Source organism: Amycolatopsis sp. CA-128772 (assembly GCF_002904295.1).
GTDB lineage: Bacteria > Actinomycetota > Actinomycetes > Mycobacteriales > Pseudonocardiaceae > Amycolatopsis.
On the sequence record NZ_PPHG01000066.1, the window covers coordinates 156,300 to 174,472 of the forward strand.

General features: G+C 71.2%; 18 protein-coding genes. 10 read left to right on the top strand and 8 right to left on the bottom strand.

Features of this window, described 5'->3' with window-relative positions:
- Positions 1-79 precede the first annotated feature (79 nt).
- The 4 genes from C2L59_RS22800 to C2L59_RS22815 all read right to left on the bottom strand — a co-directional run bounded on the left by C2L59_RS22800 (position 80) and on the right by C2L59_RS22815 (position 3,378).
- Entirely contained in the window at positions 80-985 is a 906-nt protein-coding gene (locus C2L59_RS22800) for an amino acid ABC transporter permease (RefSeq protein WP_103351542.1), read from the bottom strand.
- A complete protein-coding gene (locus C2L59_RS22805; protein ID WP_103351543.1) occupies positions 982-1,668 on the bottom strand; it encodes an amino acid ABC transporter permease in 687 nt (228 codons plus the stop codon). Before C2L59_RS22805 ends, C2L59_RS22800 begins: the two co-directional genes overlap by 4 nt.
- 76 nt (positions 1,669-1,744) lie before the next feature.
- Positions 1,745-2,599, bottom strand: a complete 855-nt coding sequence (locus tag C2L59_RS22810; RefSeq protein WP_103351544.1) for a glutamate ABC transporter substrate-binding protein — start codon at positions 2,597-2,599, stop codon at positions 1,745-1,747.
- A gap of 50 nt (positions 2,600-2,649) precedes the next feature.
- The gene (locus tag C2L59_RS22815; protein ID WP_199199208.1) at positions 2,650-3,378 is read right to left on the bottom strand and encodes an amino acid ABC transporter ATP-binding protein; all 729 of its coding nucleotides are present in this window, start codon (positions 3,376-3,378) and stop codon (positions 2,650-2,652) included.
- Positions 3,379-3,656: 278 nt separating this feature from the next.
- Here C2L59_RS22815 and C2L59_RS22820 point away from each other — a divergent pair, with 278 nt between their 5' ends.
- Positions 3,657-4,331 (top strand): response regulator transcription factor, encoded by a 675-nt coding sequence (locus C2L59_RS22820; RefSeq protein ID WP_199199209.1) that lies wholly within the window; start codon positions 3,657-3,659, stop codon positions 4,329-4,331.
- A gap of 5 nt (positions 4,332-4,336) precedes the next feature.
- Positions 4,337-5,746 carry a HAMP domain-containing sensor histidine kinase gene (locus tag C2L59_RS22825; RefSeq protein ID WP_103351547.1) on the top strand — a complete coding sequence of 470 codons (1,410 nt, stop codon included), beginning with the start codon at positions 4,337-4,339 and terminating at the stop codon, positions 5,744-5,746.
- Here the strand turns inward: C2L59_RS22825 and C2L59_RS22830 are convergent.
- Genes C2L59_RS22830 through C2L59_RS48170 form a run of 3 tightly spaced genes read right to left on the bottom strand, consistent with a single transcriptional unit; the run spans position 5,743 to position 7,221 of the window.
- Positions 5,743-6,669 carry a TAXI family TRAP transporter solute-binding subunit gene (locus tag C2L59_RS22830; RefSeq protein ID WP_103351548.1) on the bottom strand — a complete coding sequence of 309 codons (927 nt, stop codon included), beginning with the start codon at positions 6,667-6,669 and terminating at the stop codon, positions 5,743-5,745. The genes C2L59_RS22825 and C2L59_RS22830 overlap by 4 nt on opposite strands.
- Before the next feature lie 37 nt (positions 6,670-6,706).
- Positions 6,707-6,949, bottom strand: a complete 243-nt coding sequence (locus tag C2L59_RS22835; RefSeq protein ID WP_103351549.1) for a hypothetical protein — start codon at positions 6,947-6,949, stop codon at positions 6,707-6,709.
- A gap of 11 nt (positions 6,950-6,960) precedes the next feature.
- A complete protein-coding gene (locus C2L59_RS48170; protein ID WP_233223638.1) occupies positions 6,961-7,221 on the bottom strand; it encodes a hypothetical protein in 261 nt (86 codons plus the stop codon).
- Here C2L59_RS48170 and C2L59_RS48175 point away from each other — a divergent pair.
- The 3 genes from C2L59_RS48175 (at position 7,199) to C2L59_RS22850 (ending at position 10,863) form a co-directional block, all read left to right on the top strand.
- Positions 7,199-7,471 (top strand): hypothetical protein, encoded by a 273-nt coding sequence (locus C2L59_RS48175; protein ID WP_370444764.1) that lies wholly within the window; start codon positions 7,199-7,201, stop codon positions 7,469-7,471. The two genes, C2L59_RS48170 and C2L59_RS48175, sit on opposite strands and share 23 nt — an antisense overlap.
- A 231-nt stretch (positions 7,472-7,702) precedes the next feature.
- On the top strand, positions 7,703-9,541 hold the full coding sequence (locus C2L59_RS22845; RefSeq protein WP_304485943.1) for a phosphatase PAP2 family protein: 1,839 nt from the start codon (positions 7,703-7,705) through the stop codon (positions 9,539-9,541).
- Entirely contained in the window at positions 9,538-10,863 is a 1,326-nt protein-coding gene (locus C2L59_RS22850; RefSeq protein ID WP_103351551.1) for a jacalin-like lectin, read from the top strand. The genes C2L59_RS22845 and C2L59_RS22850 overlap by 4 nt, the downstream gene beginning before the upstream one ends.
- On the opposite strand, the gene C2L59_RS22855 is transcribed toward C2L59_RS22850, so the two are convergent.
- Positions 10,848-11,576, bottom strand: a complete 729-nt coding sequence (locus C2L59_RS22855) for a serine/threonine protein kinase (protein WP_103351552.1) — start codon at positions 11,574-11,576, stop codon at positions 10,848-10,850. The genes C2L59_RS22850 and C2L59_RS22855 overlap by 16 nt on opposite strands.
- 452 nt (positions 11,577-12,028) lie before the next feature.
- Between C2L59_RS22855 and C2L59_RS22860 the strand changes: the two genes are divergently transcribed.
- The 5 genes from C2L59_RS22860 (at position 12,029) to C2L59_RS22880 (ending at position 17,879) form a co-directional block, all read left to right on the top strand.
- Positions 12,029-13,465 carry an RICIN domain-containing protein gene (locus C2L59_RS22860; RefSeq protein WP_233223639.1) on the top strand — a complete coding sequence of 479 codons (1,437 nt, stop codon included), beginning with the start codon at positions 12,029-12,031 and terminating at the stop codon, positions 13,463-13,465.
- A 79-nt stretch (positions 13,466-13,544) separates the two neighbouring features.
- Entirely contained in the window at positions 13,545-15,296 is a 1,752-nt protein-coding gene (locus C2L59_RS22865) for a cellulase family glycosylhydrolase (RefSeq protein WP_103351553.1), read from the top strand.
- A gap of 132 nt (positions 15,297-15,428) precedes the next feature.
- On the top strand, positions 15,429-15,764 hold the full coding sequence (locus tag C2L59_RS22870; RefSeq protein WP_103351554.1) for a hypothetical protein: 336 nt from the start codon (positions 15,429-15,431) through the stop codon (positions 15,762-15,764).
- A gap of 151 nt (positions 15,765-15,915) precedes the next feature.
- Entirely contained in the window at positions 15,916-17,409 is a 1,494-nt protein-coding gene (gene miaB, locus C2L59_RS22875) for a tRNA (N6-isopentenyl adenosine(37)-C2)-methylthiotransferase MiaB (protein WP_103351555.1), read from the top strand.
- The gene (locus tag C2L59_RS22880) at positions 17,406-17,879 is read left to right on the top strand and encodes a hypothetical protein (protein ID WP_103351556.1); all 474 of its coding nucleotides are present in this window, start codon (positions 17,406-17,408) and stop codon (positions 17,877-17,879) included. The genes miaB and C2L59_RS22880 overlap by 4 nt, the downstream gene beginning before the upstream one ends.
- Positions 17,880-18,173 lie beyond the last annotated feature (294 nt).

Genomic DNA, 18,173 nt, shown 5'->3' on the forward strand with positions numbered 1-18,173 from the left:
GAACGGGCCTCCACGGCCGGGAACGAAAAAGCGGGTGAGGGCGACGCTGCCGCACTCACCCGCCTCCGAACCGCGGAAATCAGACTCCGCGGCCGCTGGCCATGTCCGTTTCCGCCACGATCGAGGCCGGGGCCTCATCAAGGGGCTTGGCTCCGCGAGGCGCCTTCTTCCGCCGCGACAGCTTGCGCTCCAGATACGACGCGAGGCGGGTCAGCAGCAGGTTGAGGACGATGAAGATGATCGCGATGACGATCAACGTCGGGATCGTGTTGTTGAAGTTGCCGGTGATCGGGCCGGAGCCGCGGATCAGCTCGTCGTAACCGATGGTCAGCTGGCCGGCCAGCGCGGTGTCCTTCAGGATGACCACCAGCTGGCTCACCAGCGCCGGCAGCATCAGCGTGACGGCCTGCGGCAGCAGGACGTTCGTCATGACCTGTGTCTTGCGGAGGCCCAGCGCCGAGGCGGCCTCGGTCTGGCCCTTGGGCAGGGCCAGGATGCCCGCCCGGAATACCTCGGCCAGCACTGAGCCGTTGTAGAGGACCAGGCCGGTGACCGCGGCGAACAGCGGACGGGTGTCCGCCTCGAGCCCGGTGTAGTACGCGTAGAACGACGCCGCGAACACCATCAGCAGCAGGACCGGGATGGCCCGGAAGAATTCCACGACGGCGCCGGCGGGGATGCGCACCCACTTGTGTTCGGACAGCCGTCCGATGCCCAGCAGGGCCCCGATCGGCAACGCGATCACGATGGCCAGTGCCGCTGCCTTGAGCGTGTTGAGCAGGCCCGGGAGCAGGAACTGGGTCCAGGTCGAGCCGTCGATGAACGGCTTCCACAGCGCACCCGCCCACTGGCCCTTCTCGTCGAAGCCCCGGTAGACGAAGTACGCCACCAGGAGCAGCGCCAGCACGAACACCACCGTGTAGATCCAGTTGCGGGCCCGGGCCTTCGGGCCGGGGGCGTCGTAGAGGACGGACTGGGTGCTCATCGCTTGACCTCGACCTTCTTGGCCACCCAGCCCAGGACCAGGCCGAGCGGCAGCACCAGCGCCACGAACACCGCGGCGAACACGAGGAAGACCAGGAACAGCGAGTCGGACTCGTTCTCGATCATGGCCGACATCAGCGCCGCCGCCTCGGCCACGCTGATCACCGCGGCGACCGTCGTGTTCTTCAGCAGGGCGATCAGGACGTTCGCCAGCGGAGCGATCACGGAGCGAAACGCCTGGGGCAGCACGATCAGGGTCAGCACTTGGAGGAAGCCGAGGCCCAGCGCGCGCGCCGCCTCCGCCTGGCCCACCGGCACGGTGTTGATGCCCGACCGCAGCGCTTCGCACACGAAGGTCGCCGTGTAGGCCACGAACCCGAGGATCGCCAGCCGGAACGCGTTGTCGGCCAGCGAAGTCGGCGAATCGGCCGAAGCCAGGTTGATGCCCAGCGTCGAGGACAGCCCCAGCGACGTGAAGACGATGATCACGGTCAGCGGGGTGTTCCGGAAGGTGTTCACGTAGACCGTGGCGAACCCGCGCATGATCGGGACCGGGCTGACGCGCATGGCGACGAGGATGGTCCCCCAGATGAGCGATCCGATCGCCGAGAAGAACGTCAGCTGGATCGTCGTCCAGAACGCGTCGACGATGTGATAGTCAGGATTGCTGAGGAAATCGAACACGGTAGTCCAACCTGGCCTCGGTATGGGAACGGTGCGCCGCTTTCACGGCGCACCGTCCGTCGTCAGGAACCGATTGTCACTGGGCGATCGCCGGCGCGGCCGGGATCTTGTAGCCCGACGGGCCGACGTTGGTCTGCAGGGCCTTCTCCCACGAGCCGTCCTGCTCCATCGCCTGGATGGCCTTGTTGATCGCGGCCTTGCCGTCGGCGTCGTCCTTCTTCAGGCCGACGCCGTAGTTCTCGTCGGTGAAGCCCTTGCCGACCAGCTTCAGCTTGCCGGGCTGCTGCGCCGCGTAGCCGGCGAGGATGACGTCGTCGGTGGTCATCGCGTCCACCGTGCCGTTCAGGAGCGCGGTCACGCAGTCGGTGTACTTGCCCACCTCCTGCAGCTGCACCTCCTTGGCGTACTTCGTCTTCACGTTCTGCGCCGGGGTGGAGCCCTTGACCGAGCACAGCTTCTTGTTGCCGGTCAGCGACTCGGGGCCGGTGATGTCGGTGTTGTCCTGCCGGACCAGCAGGTCCTGGTGCGCGACGAAGTACGGGCCGCCGAAGGACACCTCGTTCTTGCGCTTGTCGGTGATCGAGTAGGTGGCGACGATGAAGTCGACCTCACCCTTCTTGATCAGGTCCTCGCGCTGCGCCGACTGGGCTTCCTTCCAGGTGATCCCGGACTCGTCGACGCCGAGCTGCTTCGCGATGTACTTCGCGACGTCGACGTCGAAGCCGGCGTAGGTGCCGTCCGGCTTCTTCAGGCCGAGGCCCGGCTGGTCGAACTTGATGCCGATGGTCAGCTTCTTGTTGTCCTTGGCCCGCTGGACCAAATTCTTGTCACCGCTCGCGCCGTTGCTGCCGGACCCGCCGCCGCAGGCCGTCAGCGCCAGGCCGGCGGCCATCACGACCGCGCCGACCTGCAGAACTCGGTTCAACCGCATTGTCTCTCAGGTTCCTTCCGTCTTGACCGGCAGCAGCCGGGCAAACGTTCTCAGTGGGTCAGGATCTTGCCGAGGAAGTCCTTCGCGCGCTCGCTCTTGGGCGCGGTGAAGAACGATTCCGGCGTCGTGTCCTCGACGATCTCGCCGTCGGCCATGAAGATCACCCGATCGGCTGCCCGGCGGGCGAAGCCCATCTCGTGGGTGACGACGAGCATCGTCATGCCGTCCTTGGCCAGGCCCGTCATCACGTCGAGGACCTCTTGGACCATCTCCGGGTCCAGCGCCGAGGTCGGCTCGTCGAACAGCATCACCTTGGGCCGCATGGCCAGGGCCCGCGCGATGGCGACGCGCTGCTGCTGGCCACCCGAAAGCTGCGCCGGGTACTTGTCGGCCTGGTTGGCGATGCCGACGCGCTCCAGCAGCTCCATCGCCGTCTTGCGCGCTTCGGCCTGGCCGACCTTGCGGACCTTCACCGGCGCGAGCATGACGTTCTCGACGATGGTCTTGTGCGCGAACAGGTTGAACGACTGGAACACCATGCCGACGTCGGCCCGCAGCGCGGCCAGCGCCTTGCCCTCGGCGGGCAGCGGGACGCCGTCGACGGCGATCTCGCCCGAGTTGATCGGCTCCAGCCGGTTGATCGCCCGGCACAGGGTCGACTTGCCCGAACCGGACGGGCCCAGCACCACGACGACCTGGCCGCGAGGCACCTCGAGCGTGATCTCCCTGAGCACGTGCAGGTCGCCGAAGTACTTGTTCACGGCGGACGCCTTGATCATCGGCGCCGCCACCTCCGCGGTCATCTGGCCTCCCGGGTCGTTCGTGCAAATCGGGCATGGGTCACCACGCGATGGCGAGAACCTACCGTTGCTTCACCGGCTGACAAGGCCGCTTGAGCAATACTTAGGGTTTCAACTGAGTATCGATGTCCCTTTTGGGGGGTGTCCACCCGAGGTCACGGGGAGTGACCGTCCGGGTGGCCGGTGCGGGTGCCGCCCGGAGGTCCTAGAGTTCGCCCTACCGGCCGGTGGAGCAGGTCACCATGGGAGGCGGACGGGTGCGGGTGCTGCTGGTGGAGGACGACGACCGGGTCGCGGGTGCGCTCATCCCGGCGCTGACCCGCCGCGGCCTGGCGATCGCCCGGCTGGCCACCGGCGCCGGGGTGCTCGACCGGGTGCACGAGGTCGATGTCATCCTGCTCGACCTCGGCCTGCCGGACATCGACGGCGTGACGCTGTGCCGCCAGATCCGCGCGGTCAGCGACGTCGCGATCATCGTCGTCTCGGCGCGCGGCGAGGTCGACGACCGGATCCAGGGCCTGCGCGCGGGCGCCGACGACTACCTGGTCAAGCCCTACGACGTCGAGGAGCTGCTCGCCCGGGTCGAGGCCGTGCGCCGCCGCCGTGGGGAGCACGCCTCCGCCGAGCCGGTGGTGATCCGGGTCGGGGACGTCAGCGTCGACCTGTCCCGGCACGAGGTGCTGGTCGGCGGGAAGGCCGTCGCGTTGTCGCGCAAGGAGTTCCAGGTGCTCGCGCTGGTCGCGGGCGCCCGCGGCGCGGTGTGCTCGCGCGAGCACGTGCTCACCGAGGTGTGGGGGCACCGCGGCCCGGCGGAGAGCCGCTCGCTGGACGTCCACGTCGCGACGCTGCGGACGAAGCTGGGCCGGCCGGCGCTGATCGAGACCGTCCGCGGGGTCGGGTACCGGCTCGGCGGCCAGGTCGCCCGGAGCTGAGCGGCATGCGCGTCCGGTTGCAGGGCATCGTGCTGACGCTGGTCGCGTTGCTGGTGTTCGGCCTGGGCATCCCGCTGGCCCGGAGCATCGCCGCGGGCGCGCAGCAGGACCTGTTCCTCGACCGGCTGACCGACACCGCCCGGTTCGCGTCGCTGGCGCAGCGCCCGCTGCTGGACAACAACCAGTCGCTGATCGAATCCGACCTGATCCGCTACGACGAGGTGTACGGCGTCCAGGTCGTGGTGGTCGACCAGGACAGCAAGCTGTTCGCCAGTTCGCTGGCGCCGTCGGACGCGCCGATCGACCTGAAGGCCGACCGGATCAGCGGCCCGATCCACGAGGCGCTCGCCGGCCGCCGGTCCCAGCCCGCCGGCGTGCTGATGCCGTGGGATTCGACGCCGCTGGTGCTCGCCGAACCGGTGCTCGCCGACGGCGAGGTGCACGGCGCGGTGCTCACCGTGTCCGGGACCGGCACCGAGCGCGCCGACGTGCTGTGGTGGTGGCTGCTGCTGGCCGCCGGCGGGATCCTCGCCTTCACCCTGGCGCTCGCCGTGGCGGTCCCGGTCGTCCGGTGGATCCTGCGGCCGGTGCAGCGGCTCGACGACGCGACCGGCGCGCTGGTGGCGTCGGTGGTCAGCGGGCGGGAGGCCGAGCCGGTGGGGGAGGGCGGCGGACCGCCGGAGCTGCGTCAGCTCGGGCGGTCGTTCGACCGGATGGCCGAGAGCGTGTCGGGGGCGCTGGCGGCCCAGCGCGCGTTCGTCGCCGACGCCTCCCACCAGCTGCGCAACCCGTTGACGGCGTTGAAGATCCGCCTCGGCAACCTCGAAGGCCACGTCGACGACGAGCCGGCCGCGGCCGACCTGGAGGCGGCGCGCGTCGACGCGGGGCGGCTGCACCAGATCCTGGACGGGCTGCTGACGATGGCCCGCGCCGAAGCGTCGGGCGGCGAGCTCGACCCGGTCGTGCTGGACGAGGCCGTCGCGGAGCGGGTGGCGGACTGGTCGGTGGTCGGCGAGGCCCGGGACGTGCGGCTGGTGGTGGAGACGTCCGGGGAAGGAGTGACGGTCCGGATGCCGCCGCGCGGCGCCGAGACGATCCTGGACGCGCTGCTCGACAACGCGCTGAAGTTCACCGCGGCGGGCACGGAGATCCGGATCGCGGTGACCCGCGAGGACGACCGGGTCCGGTTGTCGGTGCGCGACCACGGGCCGGGGCTGCGGCCGGACGAGCTGGAGCGCGCCCGCGACCGGTTCTGGCGCAGCCCGGCCCACCAGAACGTGCCGGGCTCGGGGCTGGGCCTGGCGATCGTCGGCGAGATCGTGGCGCACTCGGACGGCGAGCTGGAGCTGGACCTGCCCGAGGGCGGCGGGCTGCGGATCGCGATGGTGTTCCCGGCGGTGTTCCCGGCGGGTTAGGTCTTCTGCGCCCGGTAGTAGCGCAGCGCACCCGGGTGCAGCGGGATCGGCTGGGTCTCGATGCCCGGGTGGACGTCGATCGACAGGGCGGCCGGATTCGCCTCCGCCAGCTGGGGGCGGGCGTCGAACAGGCCGCGGACCAGGGCCTCGGCCACGTCGTCGCGCATCGACTTCGGGACCACCAGGAAGTTCGGCACCACCAGGGTGGTCACCGGCAGGAGCTGGTTGTACGTGCTCGCCGGGATGGTGGCCGTGCCGTAGACCGGGCTGATGGCCTGCATCTTCGGCATCAGGCCGCCGATGTCGAGCAGGCGCAGCGCGTTCCGGAGGTTGGCGCCCGCCAGCTTCGGCGTCGGCAGGCCGCCGGACCAGATGAACGCGTCGACCTCGCCGTTCAGCAGCGCGGCGACGGACTGGTCGAGGTCGAGCCGGCGCTTGGCGACCGAGCTGGTCAGGTTGGCCACGTCGAGCAGGCGTTCGGCGATGTACTCGACGCCGGAGGCCTGCGAGCCGACCGCGATCCGGCGGCCGTGCAGCTGGCCCACCGACTGGATGTCGGAATCGCGGCGGACCACGAGGTGCAGGTAGTCGTCGTGGATCCGGGCGAGCGCGGCCAGGCCCGGGTTGTTCCGGTACTGGTCGGCGGCGACGTCGGCGGCGACGAAGGCGACGTCGGCCTGGCCGGCGAGCACCTTGGCGACGTTGTCGGGCGACCCCTGCGTCTGCAGCACCTGCGGCCGGTCGATGTCCAGGCCGCTCTGCCACGCCGTGGCGAGCGTCTGGGCCAGCGTGTCGTAGACGCCGCCGGCGTTGCCCGCGGCGATCCGCAGCTTGAGCCCGCCGAAGCCGTCGGTGCAGGAGGCGAGCACCAGCAGGAGGACGCCCGCCAGCGCGAGTCCACGCGTCCGACGGCTGCTGGTCACGGGCCGATCGTGCCAGACTTCACCCGGCGCGGGCAGGTCAGCTGCCGACGCCGAGGGCCGCGAGCAGCACGAGGACCACGGTGGCGACCGCGAACAGCCCGTGCGCGCCCACCACGGCGACCGGGAAGTGCTGCTCCGGCGCCGCTTCGCCGCTTGACGCGCCGCGGGCGCGGTAGCCGGGGAGCCCGCGGGCGAGCATGGTGAAGCCCAGCAGGGCCACCAGGACGAGCAGGGCGAAGGCGATCCACGCCGGGGCCGCGATCAGCGCGGCGATGTCCATGTCCGTCTCCTTCAGTGCGTCCGGTAGCCCTCGGCCTGGGTCGTTTCCGCCGCGACGCGGACGCCGTAGCGGTAGGCCGGCTTCCCGCCCAGGTAGCCCGACGCCGCGAGCACGACGAGCGCGGCTGCTGAGAGCACGAGCGGGCCGGTGCCGACCAGGGCGGCGGCGAGCGCGCCGACGACGCCGATGGCGTCCAGCCAGAGCGACCCCTTCGGCAGCAACCCCGGCTCGGCCACGATCAGCGACCCGATGTCGAACACCAGGCTGGGCACCGAGCGCGCGTTGACCTTGGCTTCGGCCCTGGTCGAGCAGCACGGCTTCGAGCCGGACCGCGAGGCCCCGGTGTGCCTGCGGCTGCGCAACTGCCCGTTCCACCCGCTGGCCGCGAAGGCGCCCGAGCTGGTGTGCGGGATCAACGAGGCGTTCCTCGGCGGGGTGCTGGAGGGGCTGCAGGCCGCGACGGTCGAGGCCGTCCTCGACCCGCGGGCCGGCGAATGCTGCGCGGAGCTGCGGCCCGCGTAAGGCAGGCAGGGCGATGCCGGATCGCCGGTCGAACGCGGCCGAGGTGCGAATCGGGTGAATTCGTCGAATTGACGATACCCCCGCAAAAGATCAGGTTACTGCCCGGCGAATTACTCCGGACGCTCCTTGACCCGGCCCGGCCGGCCGCTGATCATTTCCGCAGCGAATTCCCCCGCGCGCTTTTTCCGGCCGTCGCCACGCGCGCCTTCCCAGGAGAACGAGTTGACCCCTGTGCCCGTGGACCGGCGGACCTTCCTGCGCTGGTCCGCACTGGTTCCCGCCGTCGCCGCCGTGCCTGCTGTGCAGGGCGTGCCCGCCTGGGCGGAGGAGACGGCGTTCGTCGACGCCTACCGCACCAACGTGGCCGCGAACCGGACTCCGGAAACCAACGCCGTGGTGCGGATCCTGGCCGGGATGCAGCGGCTCTGGCGCACCGGGTCCACCTGGGACGGTGGGACCGTGCTCGACGCGGGCGTGCTGCGGGCCAACGTCCGGCACTGTGTCGCCGTCACCCGCAGCCGGACCGACGCCGAGGCCGAGCGCGCCTTCGTCTACGACCGCCGGCATCAGTCCTACGCCGCCATCGGTGGCCTGGGCCCCCTGGCAAGCCTCTACCGCAGTGGCGCCTTGGCCGTCACGAGCATCACGTCCGCCCCCCACGGCACGCCGCCGGCGAAGATCGACGACGCCGTCCCGGCGGACGCCCCGGCGGGCTCGGCGCTCGGTGCCGGCTCGCACGACTCCGCGCTCGGCTTGGTGGCGCAGCTCGTGGACACCGTCCGGGGCACCTTCGCCTCGGGCAACCCGAGCAAATACGCCTACCAGTACCCGCGGCCGTGGCGGCTGACCGCCGACAGCCGGGTCGTCCCCACCGGTGCGACGGACGCCTTCGGCTACCCGGTCTACGAGTCCGAGGTGGTCGTCGCGCCGCAGCTGCTGCGGCAGCGCAGCACCTCGCCGGTGGACGACGCCGGCTTCCCGAGCGGGCACACCAACGCCTTCCACCTGGCCTGCCTCGCGCTGGCTTACGCGGTCCCGGAACGGTTCCAAGAACTGGTGGCGCGCGCCTACGACCTCTCGGACACGCGGATCGTCGCCGGGATGCACTCGCCGGTGGACGTGATCGGCGGCCGCACCATGGCCACCGCGCTGACCGCGGCCACGCTGGCCGACCCGGAGAACGCCGCGCTCAAGGCGGGCGCGCGCGAGCAGGCGCTGAAGTACTTCACCGCGCAGACCGGCACGACGGCCGACACGCTGTTCGCCCGGGCGCACACCGGCGCCGACGAGTACGGCGACCGCCGGGCCAACGCCGCGATGGTCGACCGCCGGGCCACCTACGGCCTGCCGGGCCGCGCCGCGCGCACCGCGATGCGCGTCCCGAAGGGCGCCGAGGTGCTGCTCGAGACGCGCCTGCCGTACCTCGACGCGGCGCAGCGGCGGGAAGTCCTGCGCACGACGGCGTTCCCGGCCGGGCACCCGCTGCTCGACGGCCCGGAGCTGTGGGGGCGCCTGAACCTCTTCGCCGCGGCCGACGGCTTCGGCGCGTTCGACTCGGTCGTGCGCGTCACGATGGACGCCACGCGCGGCGGGTTCGGCGCGAACGACAGCTGGCGCAACGACATCGGCGGCGACGGCGGGCTCGTCAAGGCGGGCACCGGGACCCTGACGCTCACCGGCGGGAACCGCTACCGCGGCGGCACCCGCGTCGAGGCGGGCACGCTGGTCGCGGCTTCGCCGGACGCGCTGGGCGCCGGCGACGTCGAACTCGCCGGCGGCGCGCTGCACGTGTCCGGGCTCCGGGTGAGCGGCTACCACCAGACCGGCGGCACGCTGTCGGTCGCGGCCGGCTCGGTGCTGCTCGTGCGCGGCGAGGCCACCCTCGGACGCGGCAGCGTCCTGGAGATCCGGGCGCCCGGCGCCTGCCCCGCGCACGAGGTCGAAGTGCTGTGCGCGCGGCGGCTGCGCGGCCGGTTCGCTGCCGTCGCAGCGGACCGCCCGGGGTACCGGGTGGTTCCGCGGTACACGCCCACCGGTTTGTCCGTCCGAATCCTGCGGGAGTTGTCGTGAAGAAACGCTTGGCTGCCCTGTTGTCCGCCGTGGCCGTGTCCACAATGGTCGGTCCGACGGTGGCGCACGCCGCCGACGGCGGCAGCTTCTCGGTGCTGAGCTACAACGTCGCCGGCCTGCCCGAGGGGATCTCGAGCGCGCCGACGCCGCGTGACCCCGCGACGACCGCGATCGGGCAGCGGCTCGGTCCGTACGACGTCGTGCACGTCGAGGAGGACTTCAACTACCACGCCAAGCTGTACGCCGCCGACCAGCACCCGTACCGCACGCCGACCAGCGGGGGCGCCGGGATCGGCAGCGGCCTCAACACGCTGTCGTCGCTGCCGTACGACACCGACGACTTCGAGCGCGTCCGCTGGACGTCCTGCCAGCTCGACTCCGGCGACTGCCTGACCCCGAAGGGTTTCACCTTCATGCGGGTGCGGCTGGCCGAGGGCCTGTACGTCGACTTCTACAACGTCCACACCAACGCCGGGACCAACGACGGCGACGAGGCTTCGCGCGCGTCGAACCTGGCGCAGCTGACCGCGTTCATCAAGACGCACTCGGCGGGCAACGCCGTCGTCGTCATGGGCGACACCAACACGCGCTACACCCGCGCGGCCGACACGATCGCCGGGTTCGCGTCGGACAACGGCCTGACCGACGCGTGGGTGAAGCTCGTGCGCGGCGGGGTCGCGCCGGCCCCGGGCAGCCCGGCGCTGGTGTGCGACGAGCAAGCGGTCACCAACGACTGCGAGGTCGTCGACAAGGTGCTCTACCGCGGCAGCAAGCTCGTGTCGCTCGACGCGACGCTCTACGACAACGAACACGCGAAGTTCCTCGACAGCGCGGGCAAGATGCTGTCCGACCACGACCCGGTCACCGTGCGGTTCAGCTGGACCCGCAACCCCGCGCTGCAGCTGTCGGAGCAGTTCGGCGGCCCGCACGGCGACTACTTCACCGACGTCGCCACCGCGCCCGCGGCCGCCCGGGTGCGGACGTTCTCGCTGCGCAGCGGCTCCCGCGTCGACCAGGTCGGGGTCACCCTGGAGAACGGCACGACGCTGGCCCACGGCGCCACGGGCGGGACGGCGGCGTCGTTGACGCTCGGCAGCGGCGAGTACGTCACGACCGCGACCCTGTGCCAGGGCAAGTACAACGGCACGACGCGGATCTTCTCGGCGCGGTTCACCACCAACCTCGGGCGCGCGCTCGCCGGCGGTTCGACGACGCCGGACTGCGTGACCCGGACGGCGCCGGCCGGCTGGCAGCTCGCCGGCTTCCACGGCCGGGCCGGCGACGAGGTCGACAAGCTCGGGTTCGTCTACACGCAGCGGTAGTCGCCCGCGGCGATCCGGCTCGCCCCGCCGTCCGGAAGACCTCCCGGACGGCGGGGCGCGACGCTGCTCAGCAGGTGTTCGGCCGCCGCCATCGTGGGCCGGGCCGCCGGGTCGGGGTGGAGCAGCCGCAGCACGGCCTCGGTGACCGGGCTGCCGGTGCTCCCGCTGCCGGCGAACGCCGAGCCGGCCGGGGGGCGGCCCGTCAGCGCGGCGTACAGCGTGGCGCCGAGGGAGAACACTTCGGCCGGGAAGTCGGGGAACCCGCCGTCGGTCACCTCCGGGGCGAGGTACGCCTCGGTGCCAGGCGGACGGGCGCCGGCCGCGAGTTCGGCGTGGCCGTCCGGGGCGAGCAGCACGCGATCCGGCTCGACGGCGGGGTGCAGCACGCCGTCGTCGTGCGCCGCCGCCAGCACCGACGCCAGCCGGGCGCCGAGCCGGGCCACCTGCTCGGGAGGCAGCACGCCGTGCTCCTCGAGCAGTTCGGTGAGCGTGCGCGACGCCGGGTATTCGAGCACCAGGTACGTCGTGCTGTCCTCGTCGACGACGTCGCAGACCGGGGTGCGGGGCGCGGGGATCGCCGCCGGCTCGTCGAACAGCGGCCGGAGCGCGACCAGCCGGTCGAGGCGCTCGTCCCGGGCACGCCAGGCCCTGCCGTGCCCCGCGGGCCCGAGCAGGCGGTACCGCTCACCGATGAGTGTTCCTTCGTGCGCCACGTCGTCGTCCCTCCGTTTCGTCGGCTCCTCGTCTGCGGGGATACGGCGGGAACGGGCATCCGGTTCGGCCGACCGGCGCAATTCACCCACCCGAACGCCGTTACTTGACGAGGCGCGCCCTGGCCCGGGCGAGGGCGGTGACGATCGCGGTCAGCGGCCGCTGCCGCCGGGCGAGGTGGGACGACGGCGTCGTCGCCGCGAGCCGAACGGGCATACCGGCCCTCCAATGGGGGGGTGCCGATGGTGCGGGGAAGTCGGACGCGGCCCGGAAACCGCGGCCGCGGAACGCAAAGTGAGCGCTAACATAGCGGCCGGCCCGGGCACGGTCAACCGGCCGTTCAGCGCCGGCCGACGTTCGGCCCTTGACACCCTGTGGCGCGCGTCACTTAAACTGCGGGAGTTGTGTTAGCGCTAACAGAAGCCCGGCCCGGGTGCTGCGCAAAGGAGCCGTCATGCTACGACGACGTGGTGTGGTGCTGTCCGTGCTCGTGTTCTTCACCGCCCTGCTCGGCGCACCCCCTGCGTCCGCCGCGCCGGTGACGGTGACCAACGGCAGCCAGTTCACCGACACCGGAGGCGCCCTGGTGCACGCCCACGGCGGCGGGGTGCTCAAGGTGGGTGCGTACTACTACTGGTTCGGCGAAAACCGCAACGCCGACGACACCTTCAAGGCGGTTTCGGTCTACCGGTCGGCCGACCTGAAGACGTGGGAGTACCGCAACGACGTCCTGACGCAGTCGTCGGCGGCCGAGCTGGGCCGGGCCAAGATCGAACGGCCGAAGGTCGTCTACAACAGCTCGACCGGGCAGTACGTGATGTGGATGCACAAGGAGAACGGCGACGACTACGCCGAAGCGCGCGCGGCCGTGGCCACCTCGTCCACAGTGGACGGAAGTTATTCCTACCGCGGCAGCTTCCGCCCGCTCGGCGCCCACATGTCGCGGGACATCACGCTGTTCAAGGACGACGACGGAACCGCGTACATGGCCTCCGCGGCCCGCGACAACGCCGACCTCAACGTGTACCGGCTCACCGCCGACTACACCGGAGTGGCTTCGCTGGTGCAGACGCTGTGGCCGGGCTCGTACCGCGAGGCCCCGGCGATGTTCAAGCGCAACGGCGTCTACTTCATGGTCACGTCGGCCGCGACGGGCTGGAACCCGAACCAGCAGAAGTACGCCACGGCCACCAGCGTCACGGGGACGTGGAGCGGGCTGGCGAACGTCGGGGACTCGACCGGCTACGGCAGCCAGACGGCGTACGTGCTGCCCCTGCAGGGCTCGCAGGCGACTTCGTACCTGTACTTGGGTGACCGCTGGGCGGGCGCGTGGCAGCGGCCGGTCAACGAGTCGCGGTACGTCTGGCTGCCACTTTCGTTCCCCAGCGCCACCACGCTTTCGATGACCTGGTACCCGAAGGTGAGCATTGACGTGGCCACCGGGGTGGTCGCGGGTTCCGGCAGCGGCAGCGCGTACGAAGCGCTGGTCGCCCGGCACAGCGGCAAGTGCGCGGACATCCCGGGTTCGTCCCGGAACGACGGGGTGGCGCTGACGCAGTACACGTGCAACAACGGCGGGAACCAGCAGTGGAGCGAGGTCGACCTCGGCAACGGGTACGTGAACCTGATCGCCCGCCACAGCGGCAAGTGCCTCGACGTCGCGGACGCCTCGACGGCGGACGGCGCGGCGGCGGTGCAGTGGGCGTGCACCGGCGGCACGAACCAGCAGTGGCAGGCGCAGGCGGTCAGCGGCGGGTACGTCCGGTGGGTGGCCCGGCACAGCGGCAAGTGCCTGGACGTCGTCTCCGGGTCGACGGCGGACAGCGCGGCGGTCAAGCAGTACCCGTGCACGAGCGTGGCCAACCAGCAATGGCTCCGGAAGGCGGCCTGAACTGCGCCTTCCGGCCCTTGACGGCCTGAAGCCGGGTCGCTAACTTTTGCGAAACTCCTTCATGTTTGGGGCCGCCATCATGCGCATGCTCGTGGCTTTGCTCACCGCGGTGGCGATGACGTCCGGTGTCGTCGCCTCCGCCGTGGCCGAGGACGTCCCGCAGCACCGGCTGACCGTGCGGGGATCGGCGTTCGTCGACGAGTACGGCCGGGAAGTGGTGTTGCGCGGCTTCAACGTCTCGGGCGAGACGAAGCTGGCGGAAAACGGTTTCCTGCCATTCGCCAACGCCGCCGACGCGCGCCGCTCGGCGCGGTCGATGCGGGCCCTGACCGGCGCGAACGCGGTGCGGTTCCCGATCGCGTGGGCCGGGACGCAGCCGGTGCGCGGTCCGGTGAACACGCGGTACCTGGGCGCGCTGACCGAGCAGCTGAAGGCGTTCCTGGACGAGGGTTTCACGGTGCTGCCGGACTTTCACCAGGACCTGTTCTCCCGCTACCTGTTCAACCGCGGCAGCTGGTACACCGGCGACGGCGCGCCGAAGTGGGTCGTCGACCTCGGCGGCTACCCGGCGGAGAGCTGCGGCATCTGCGCCCACTGGGGCCAGAACATCACCCAGAACGGCGCGGTCCAGGACGCCACGAAGGACTTCTGGCACAACGCCCGCGGCGTCCAGGACGAGTTCGTCGGCCAAGCCGTCCAGACGATGGCGTACCTGCGGACGAACCTGAGCGCCGCCCAGTTCGCCGGCGTCGCGGGCATGGACCCGTACAACGAGCCGTTCGCCGGGCGCTACGACCAGGGCCAGGACAGCAAGGCGTGGGAGCAGAACGTGCTGTGGCCGTTCTTCGAACGCTTCCGCGACGCGATGGATTCGGCCGGCTGGCAGGACAAGCCGGCGTTCGTCGAACCGAACATGTTCTGGAACGCCAACATCGCCTTCCAGCTCCACCCGGGCGGCTTCCAGGACACCGGCGCGATGGGCCCGCGGTACGTGTTCAACACGCACTTCTACGACCAGCTGGCCCAGTCGGGCGTGTTCATGCCGGGCAAGGCGGGCGACGGCCAGTACAGCGCGAGCTTCGGCACGGTCCGCGACCGCGCGACGGCCCTGGGCACGACGGCGATCGTCACCGAGTTCGGCCACCCGATGACGGGCTACACGTCGGACAAGGCCCCGACGGTGGACAAGGCGATGTACCAGGCCCTGGATTCCCGGGTTTCCGGGGCGAACTGGTGGCGGCAGCCGGTGCAGTCGGGCCCGGTGCTCTCGGCCACGCAGTGGCAGTGGGACATCTACAGCGGCCGCCACCACGAGCTGATGAACGACAACCCGGACAAGGTCAAAACGGACGGCGACGCCTGGAACGGCGAAGACTTTTCGTCGGCCCGCACGGCGGACGACGGAACGATCCAGCTCCGCCAGGACGCACGGCTCCTGGACCGCGTGTACCCGGCAGCGGTGGCGGGCCACACGCTGGCGTTCACGTACGAGGACCGGTCGCGCGACGGCAGCCAGACGCTGACGTGGAACACGGTGCCCCCGAGTTTGCCTGCGACGGCGGCGCTTACGGGAGCCGGCCGGTACGGAGTGCTGGTGTGGCAGGGGATCGCGGCGGGAGCACCGACGGAGCTGCACGTGCCGGCGGGGATGACACCGACGGTGGTGACGGACGTGGTTTCGGTGAACCGGGTGGGTGACCGGCTGCAGCTGGCGGCGACACCGGGGTTGCACTACGCGCTGATCGCGGAACCTTCGACGGTTCCGGCGGCGGCTCAGCTGGCGGCGGTCCGCGCGGAACTGGCGGCCTGGGCGCCGACTGCGGTGCAGTAATCCGTTCTGGACGAATAACTGACAATTTCACCGTGCGTGTCATTCCGGCGGTTTCTGATCGCCCGGTCGTCCCATTTCGGGCCGGTGGCGTCCGCGATATCGTATCCGGATCGAATCCGGAGGGCGGGAACGATGGGAATCCGACGATTCACGGCGGCTGCGTTGCTCGTGTCGGCCACGTGCTGCACGCTGGTGGCACCGGCCGCCCAGGCCGCAACCACGACGAGCTGCGCAAGCGCGATGCAGGACCGGCTGACGTTCCGCGCACTGCGCATGGCGGGCACGTGCGCGCCCTCGCCCGACCAGGGCGCCCCGTACGTGTTCCACATCGGCACGCTCTGGGCATGGCGGCTCGTCGGCTTGGACGTCCTGCTCGTCTCGGTCGGCCCGGCAACGGAATCCTGCACGGCGTACCAGCTGCAGACCGACGGTTCCGTTCTGGCGACGGGCTGCAGCTGGGTGCAGTGACCGGCTCGCCCGCAGGGTGGTGTTTCCGAGCTGCCTTCCGGCCGACCTTCCGTTCGCAGGCCTCGGTCGTGCCGGGTTCCGCCCGGGTGAGAACGACCGGCCCGGAGGGGGCGCAGGGCAGCACGTATGCGCAGGTCTACCCTGGAAGCCGATGACCGAGAACCAGGCACCCAGGGCGTACCAGATCCGCACCTTCGGCTGCCAGATGAACGTGCACGACTCCGAGCGCCTCGCCGGGCAGCTCGAGGACGCCGGCTACGTCCCGGCCACCGCCGGGGCCAAGCCCGACCTCATCGTGTTCAACACCTGCGCCGTGCGGGAGAACGCCGACAACAAGCTGTACGGCACCCTCGGACACCTGCGGCCCGACAAGGTCGCCAACCCCGATCTGCAGATCGCCGTCGGTGGGTGTCTTGCGCAGAAGGACCGCGGGGAGATCGTCAAACGGGCGCCGTGGGTCGATGTCGTCTTCGGCACCCACAACATCGGGTCGCTGCCCACGCTGCTGGAGCGCGCCCGGCACAACGCCCAGGCCGAGGTCGAGATCCTCGAGTCGCTCGAAACCTTCCCCTCGACGCTGCCCGCGCGCCGTGAATCGTCGTACGCGAGCTGGGTGTCCGTTTCGGTCGGGTGCAACAACACCTGCACCTTCTGCATCGTCCCCGCGCTGCGCGGTAAGGAACGCGACCGGCGGCCCGGCGAAATCCTCGCCGAGGTCGAGGCGCTCGTCGCCGAGGGCGTGCTCGAAGTCACGCTGCTCGGCCAGAACGTGAACTCCTACGGCGTCGAATTCGGCGACCGGCTGGCGTTCGGCAAGCTGCTGCGCGCCTGCGGCACCGTAGACGGCCTCGAGCGCGTCCGGTTCACCTCGCCGCACCCGGCCGCGTTCACCTCCGACGTCATCGACGCCATGGCCGCGACGCCGAACGTCTGCCACCAGCTGCACATGCCGCTGCAGTCCGGGTCCGACCGGGTGCTGCGCGAGATGAAGCGCTCCTACCGCTCGGCGCGCTTCCTGAAGATCCTCGACGAGGTCCGCGCGGTGATGCCGGACGCGGCGATCACCACCGACATCATCGTCGGCTTCCCCGGCGAGACCGAGGAGGACTTCCAGGCGACCCTGGACGTCGTCGAGCAGGCCCGCTTCTCCAGCGCGTTCACCTTCCAGTACTCGAAGCGCCCCGGCACGCCGGCCGCGACGATGGACGGCCAGCTGTCGAAGGAGGTCGTGCAGGAGCGCTACGAACGCCTGGTCGAGCTGCAGAACGCGATCTCCTGGGACGAGAACAAGAAGATCGTCGGCCGCCGCGTCGAGCTGCTCGTCGCCGAGGGCGAGGGCCGCAAGGACGCCGAGACGCAGCGGATGAGCGGCCGCGCCCGCGACGGGCGCCTGGTCCACTTCACGCCGGCCGGCGAGCGGGTGGACCGCGCGGTCCGCCCCGGTGACGTCGTCGAGACGGTCGTCACCTACGGCGCGCCGCACCACCTGGTGGCCGACGGCGACCTGCTGTCCCACCGGCGGACGCGGGCCGGCGACAACGCGGAGGCCGGGCTGCGGCCGAAGACGAGCGGTGTCACGCTGGGCCTGCCGGGCTTCGGTGCCCCGGCGGCCCGGCCCGAACCGGTGAGTGGGTGTGCGCTGTGACCGAGCCGCGGGGCAACGGCGAGCTGGCCGAACTGGCCGCCGAGATCGACGAGGCGGGCGCGCGGGCGTCCCGGACGGTGGAGCTGGGCCGCCGCGGGTTCACCATCGCGGTGTTCTCGTTCGTGCTGCTGATCTGCCAGATCCTCCCGTGGGTCGGCGACCACGCGGGCTGGCGCGTGCTGGCCGGCGAGGGCGGCGGCATCCCGCAGCTGTTCGCGGCGACGTCCACCGGGGTCGGCATCCTGGCGTCGGCGCTGGCCCTGGTGACCCGGCGCTGGTGGCTGGCCTGGGTCTGCGCGGCGGGCGGCTGGTTCGCCTCGGTGGACGGGCTGCTGGCCATCTGGTCGCAGCAGTCGTCCCACGCCCCGGGCTCCGCGGGCGGCGGTCCCGGGATCGGCATGATCATCGCCTTCATCGCGATGATCTGCCTGGCGGTGCAATGGATGCGGACGGCGTTCTCGCGGTCTTGAGGACTGGGCTCAGCCGACCGACGCGCAGGGTGAGGGTGCTCGCCGAGTAGGCGGAGCGGCGTCGGCGGCTGTGGGGGCGGGCCCGGCGAGCGCCAGGCCGACCACGGCCGCCGCTGCTGAGCCGCTGCCGCAGGGGCCGCCGCCGCAGAGCCGACGCGCGGGTGAGGGTGCTCGCCGAGTAGCCGGGCGTGGGGGCGGGCCCGGCGAGCGCCAGGCCGACCACGGCCGCCGCCGCAGGGCTGTCGCTACTGGGCTGCCGCAGCAGGGTTGCCGCAGCAGAGCCGCCGCAGCAGA

Excerpts from the sequence above, each read along its gene's own strand:
- miaB (WP_103351555.1), top strand. The coding sequence starts at position 15,916 with ATGACCGAGAACCAGGCACCCAGGGCGTACCAGATCCGCACCTTCGGC.
- C2L59_RS22865 (WP_103351553.1), top strand. The coding sequence starts at position 13,545 with ATGCGCATGCTCGTGGCTTTGCTCACCGCGGTGGCGATGACGTCCGGT.
- C2L59_RS22815 (WP_199199208.1), bottom strand. The coding sequence starts at position 3,378 with ATGATCAAGGCGTCCGCCGTGAACAAGTACTTCGGCGACCTGCACGTG.
- C2L59_RS22860 (WP_233223639.1), top strand. The coding sequence starts at position 12,029 with ATGCTACGACGACGTGGTGTGGTGCTGTCCGTGCTCGTGTTCTTCACC.
- C2L59_RS22835 (WP_103351549.1), bottom strand. The coding sequence starts at position 6,949 with ATGGACATCGCCGCGCTGATCGCGGCCCCGGCGTGGATCGCCTTCGCC.
- C2L59_RS22810 (WP_103351544.1), bottom strand. The coding sequence starts at position 2,599 with ATGCGGTTGAACCGAGTTCTGCAGGTCGGCGCGGTCGTGATGGCCGCC.
- C2L59_RS22800 (WP_103351542.1), bottom strand. The coding sequence starts at position 985 with ATGAGCACCCAGTCCGTCCTCTACGACGCCCCCGGCCCGAAGGCCCGG.
- C2L59_RS22825 (WP_103351547.1), top strand. The coding sequence starts at position 4,337 with ATGCGCGTCCGGTTGCAGGGCATCGTGCTGACGCTGGTCGCGTTGCTG.
- C2L59_RS48175 (WP_370444764.1), top strand. The coding sequence starts at position 7,199 with ATGTCGAACACCAGGCTGGGCACCGAGCGCGCGTTGACCTTGGCTTCG.
- C2L59_RS22870 (WP_103351554.1), top strand. The coding sequence starts at position 15,429 with ATGGGAATCCGACGATTCACGGCGGCTGCGTTGCTCGTGTCGGCCACG.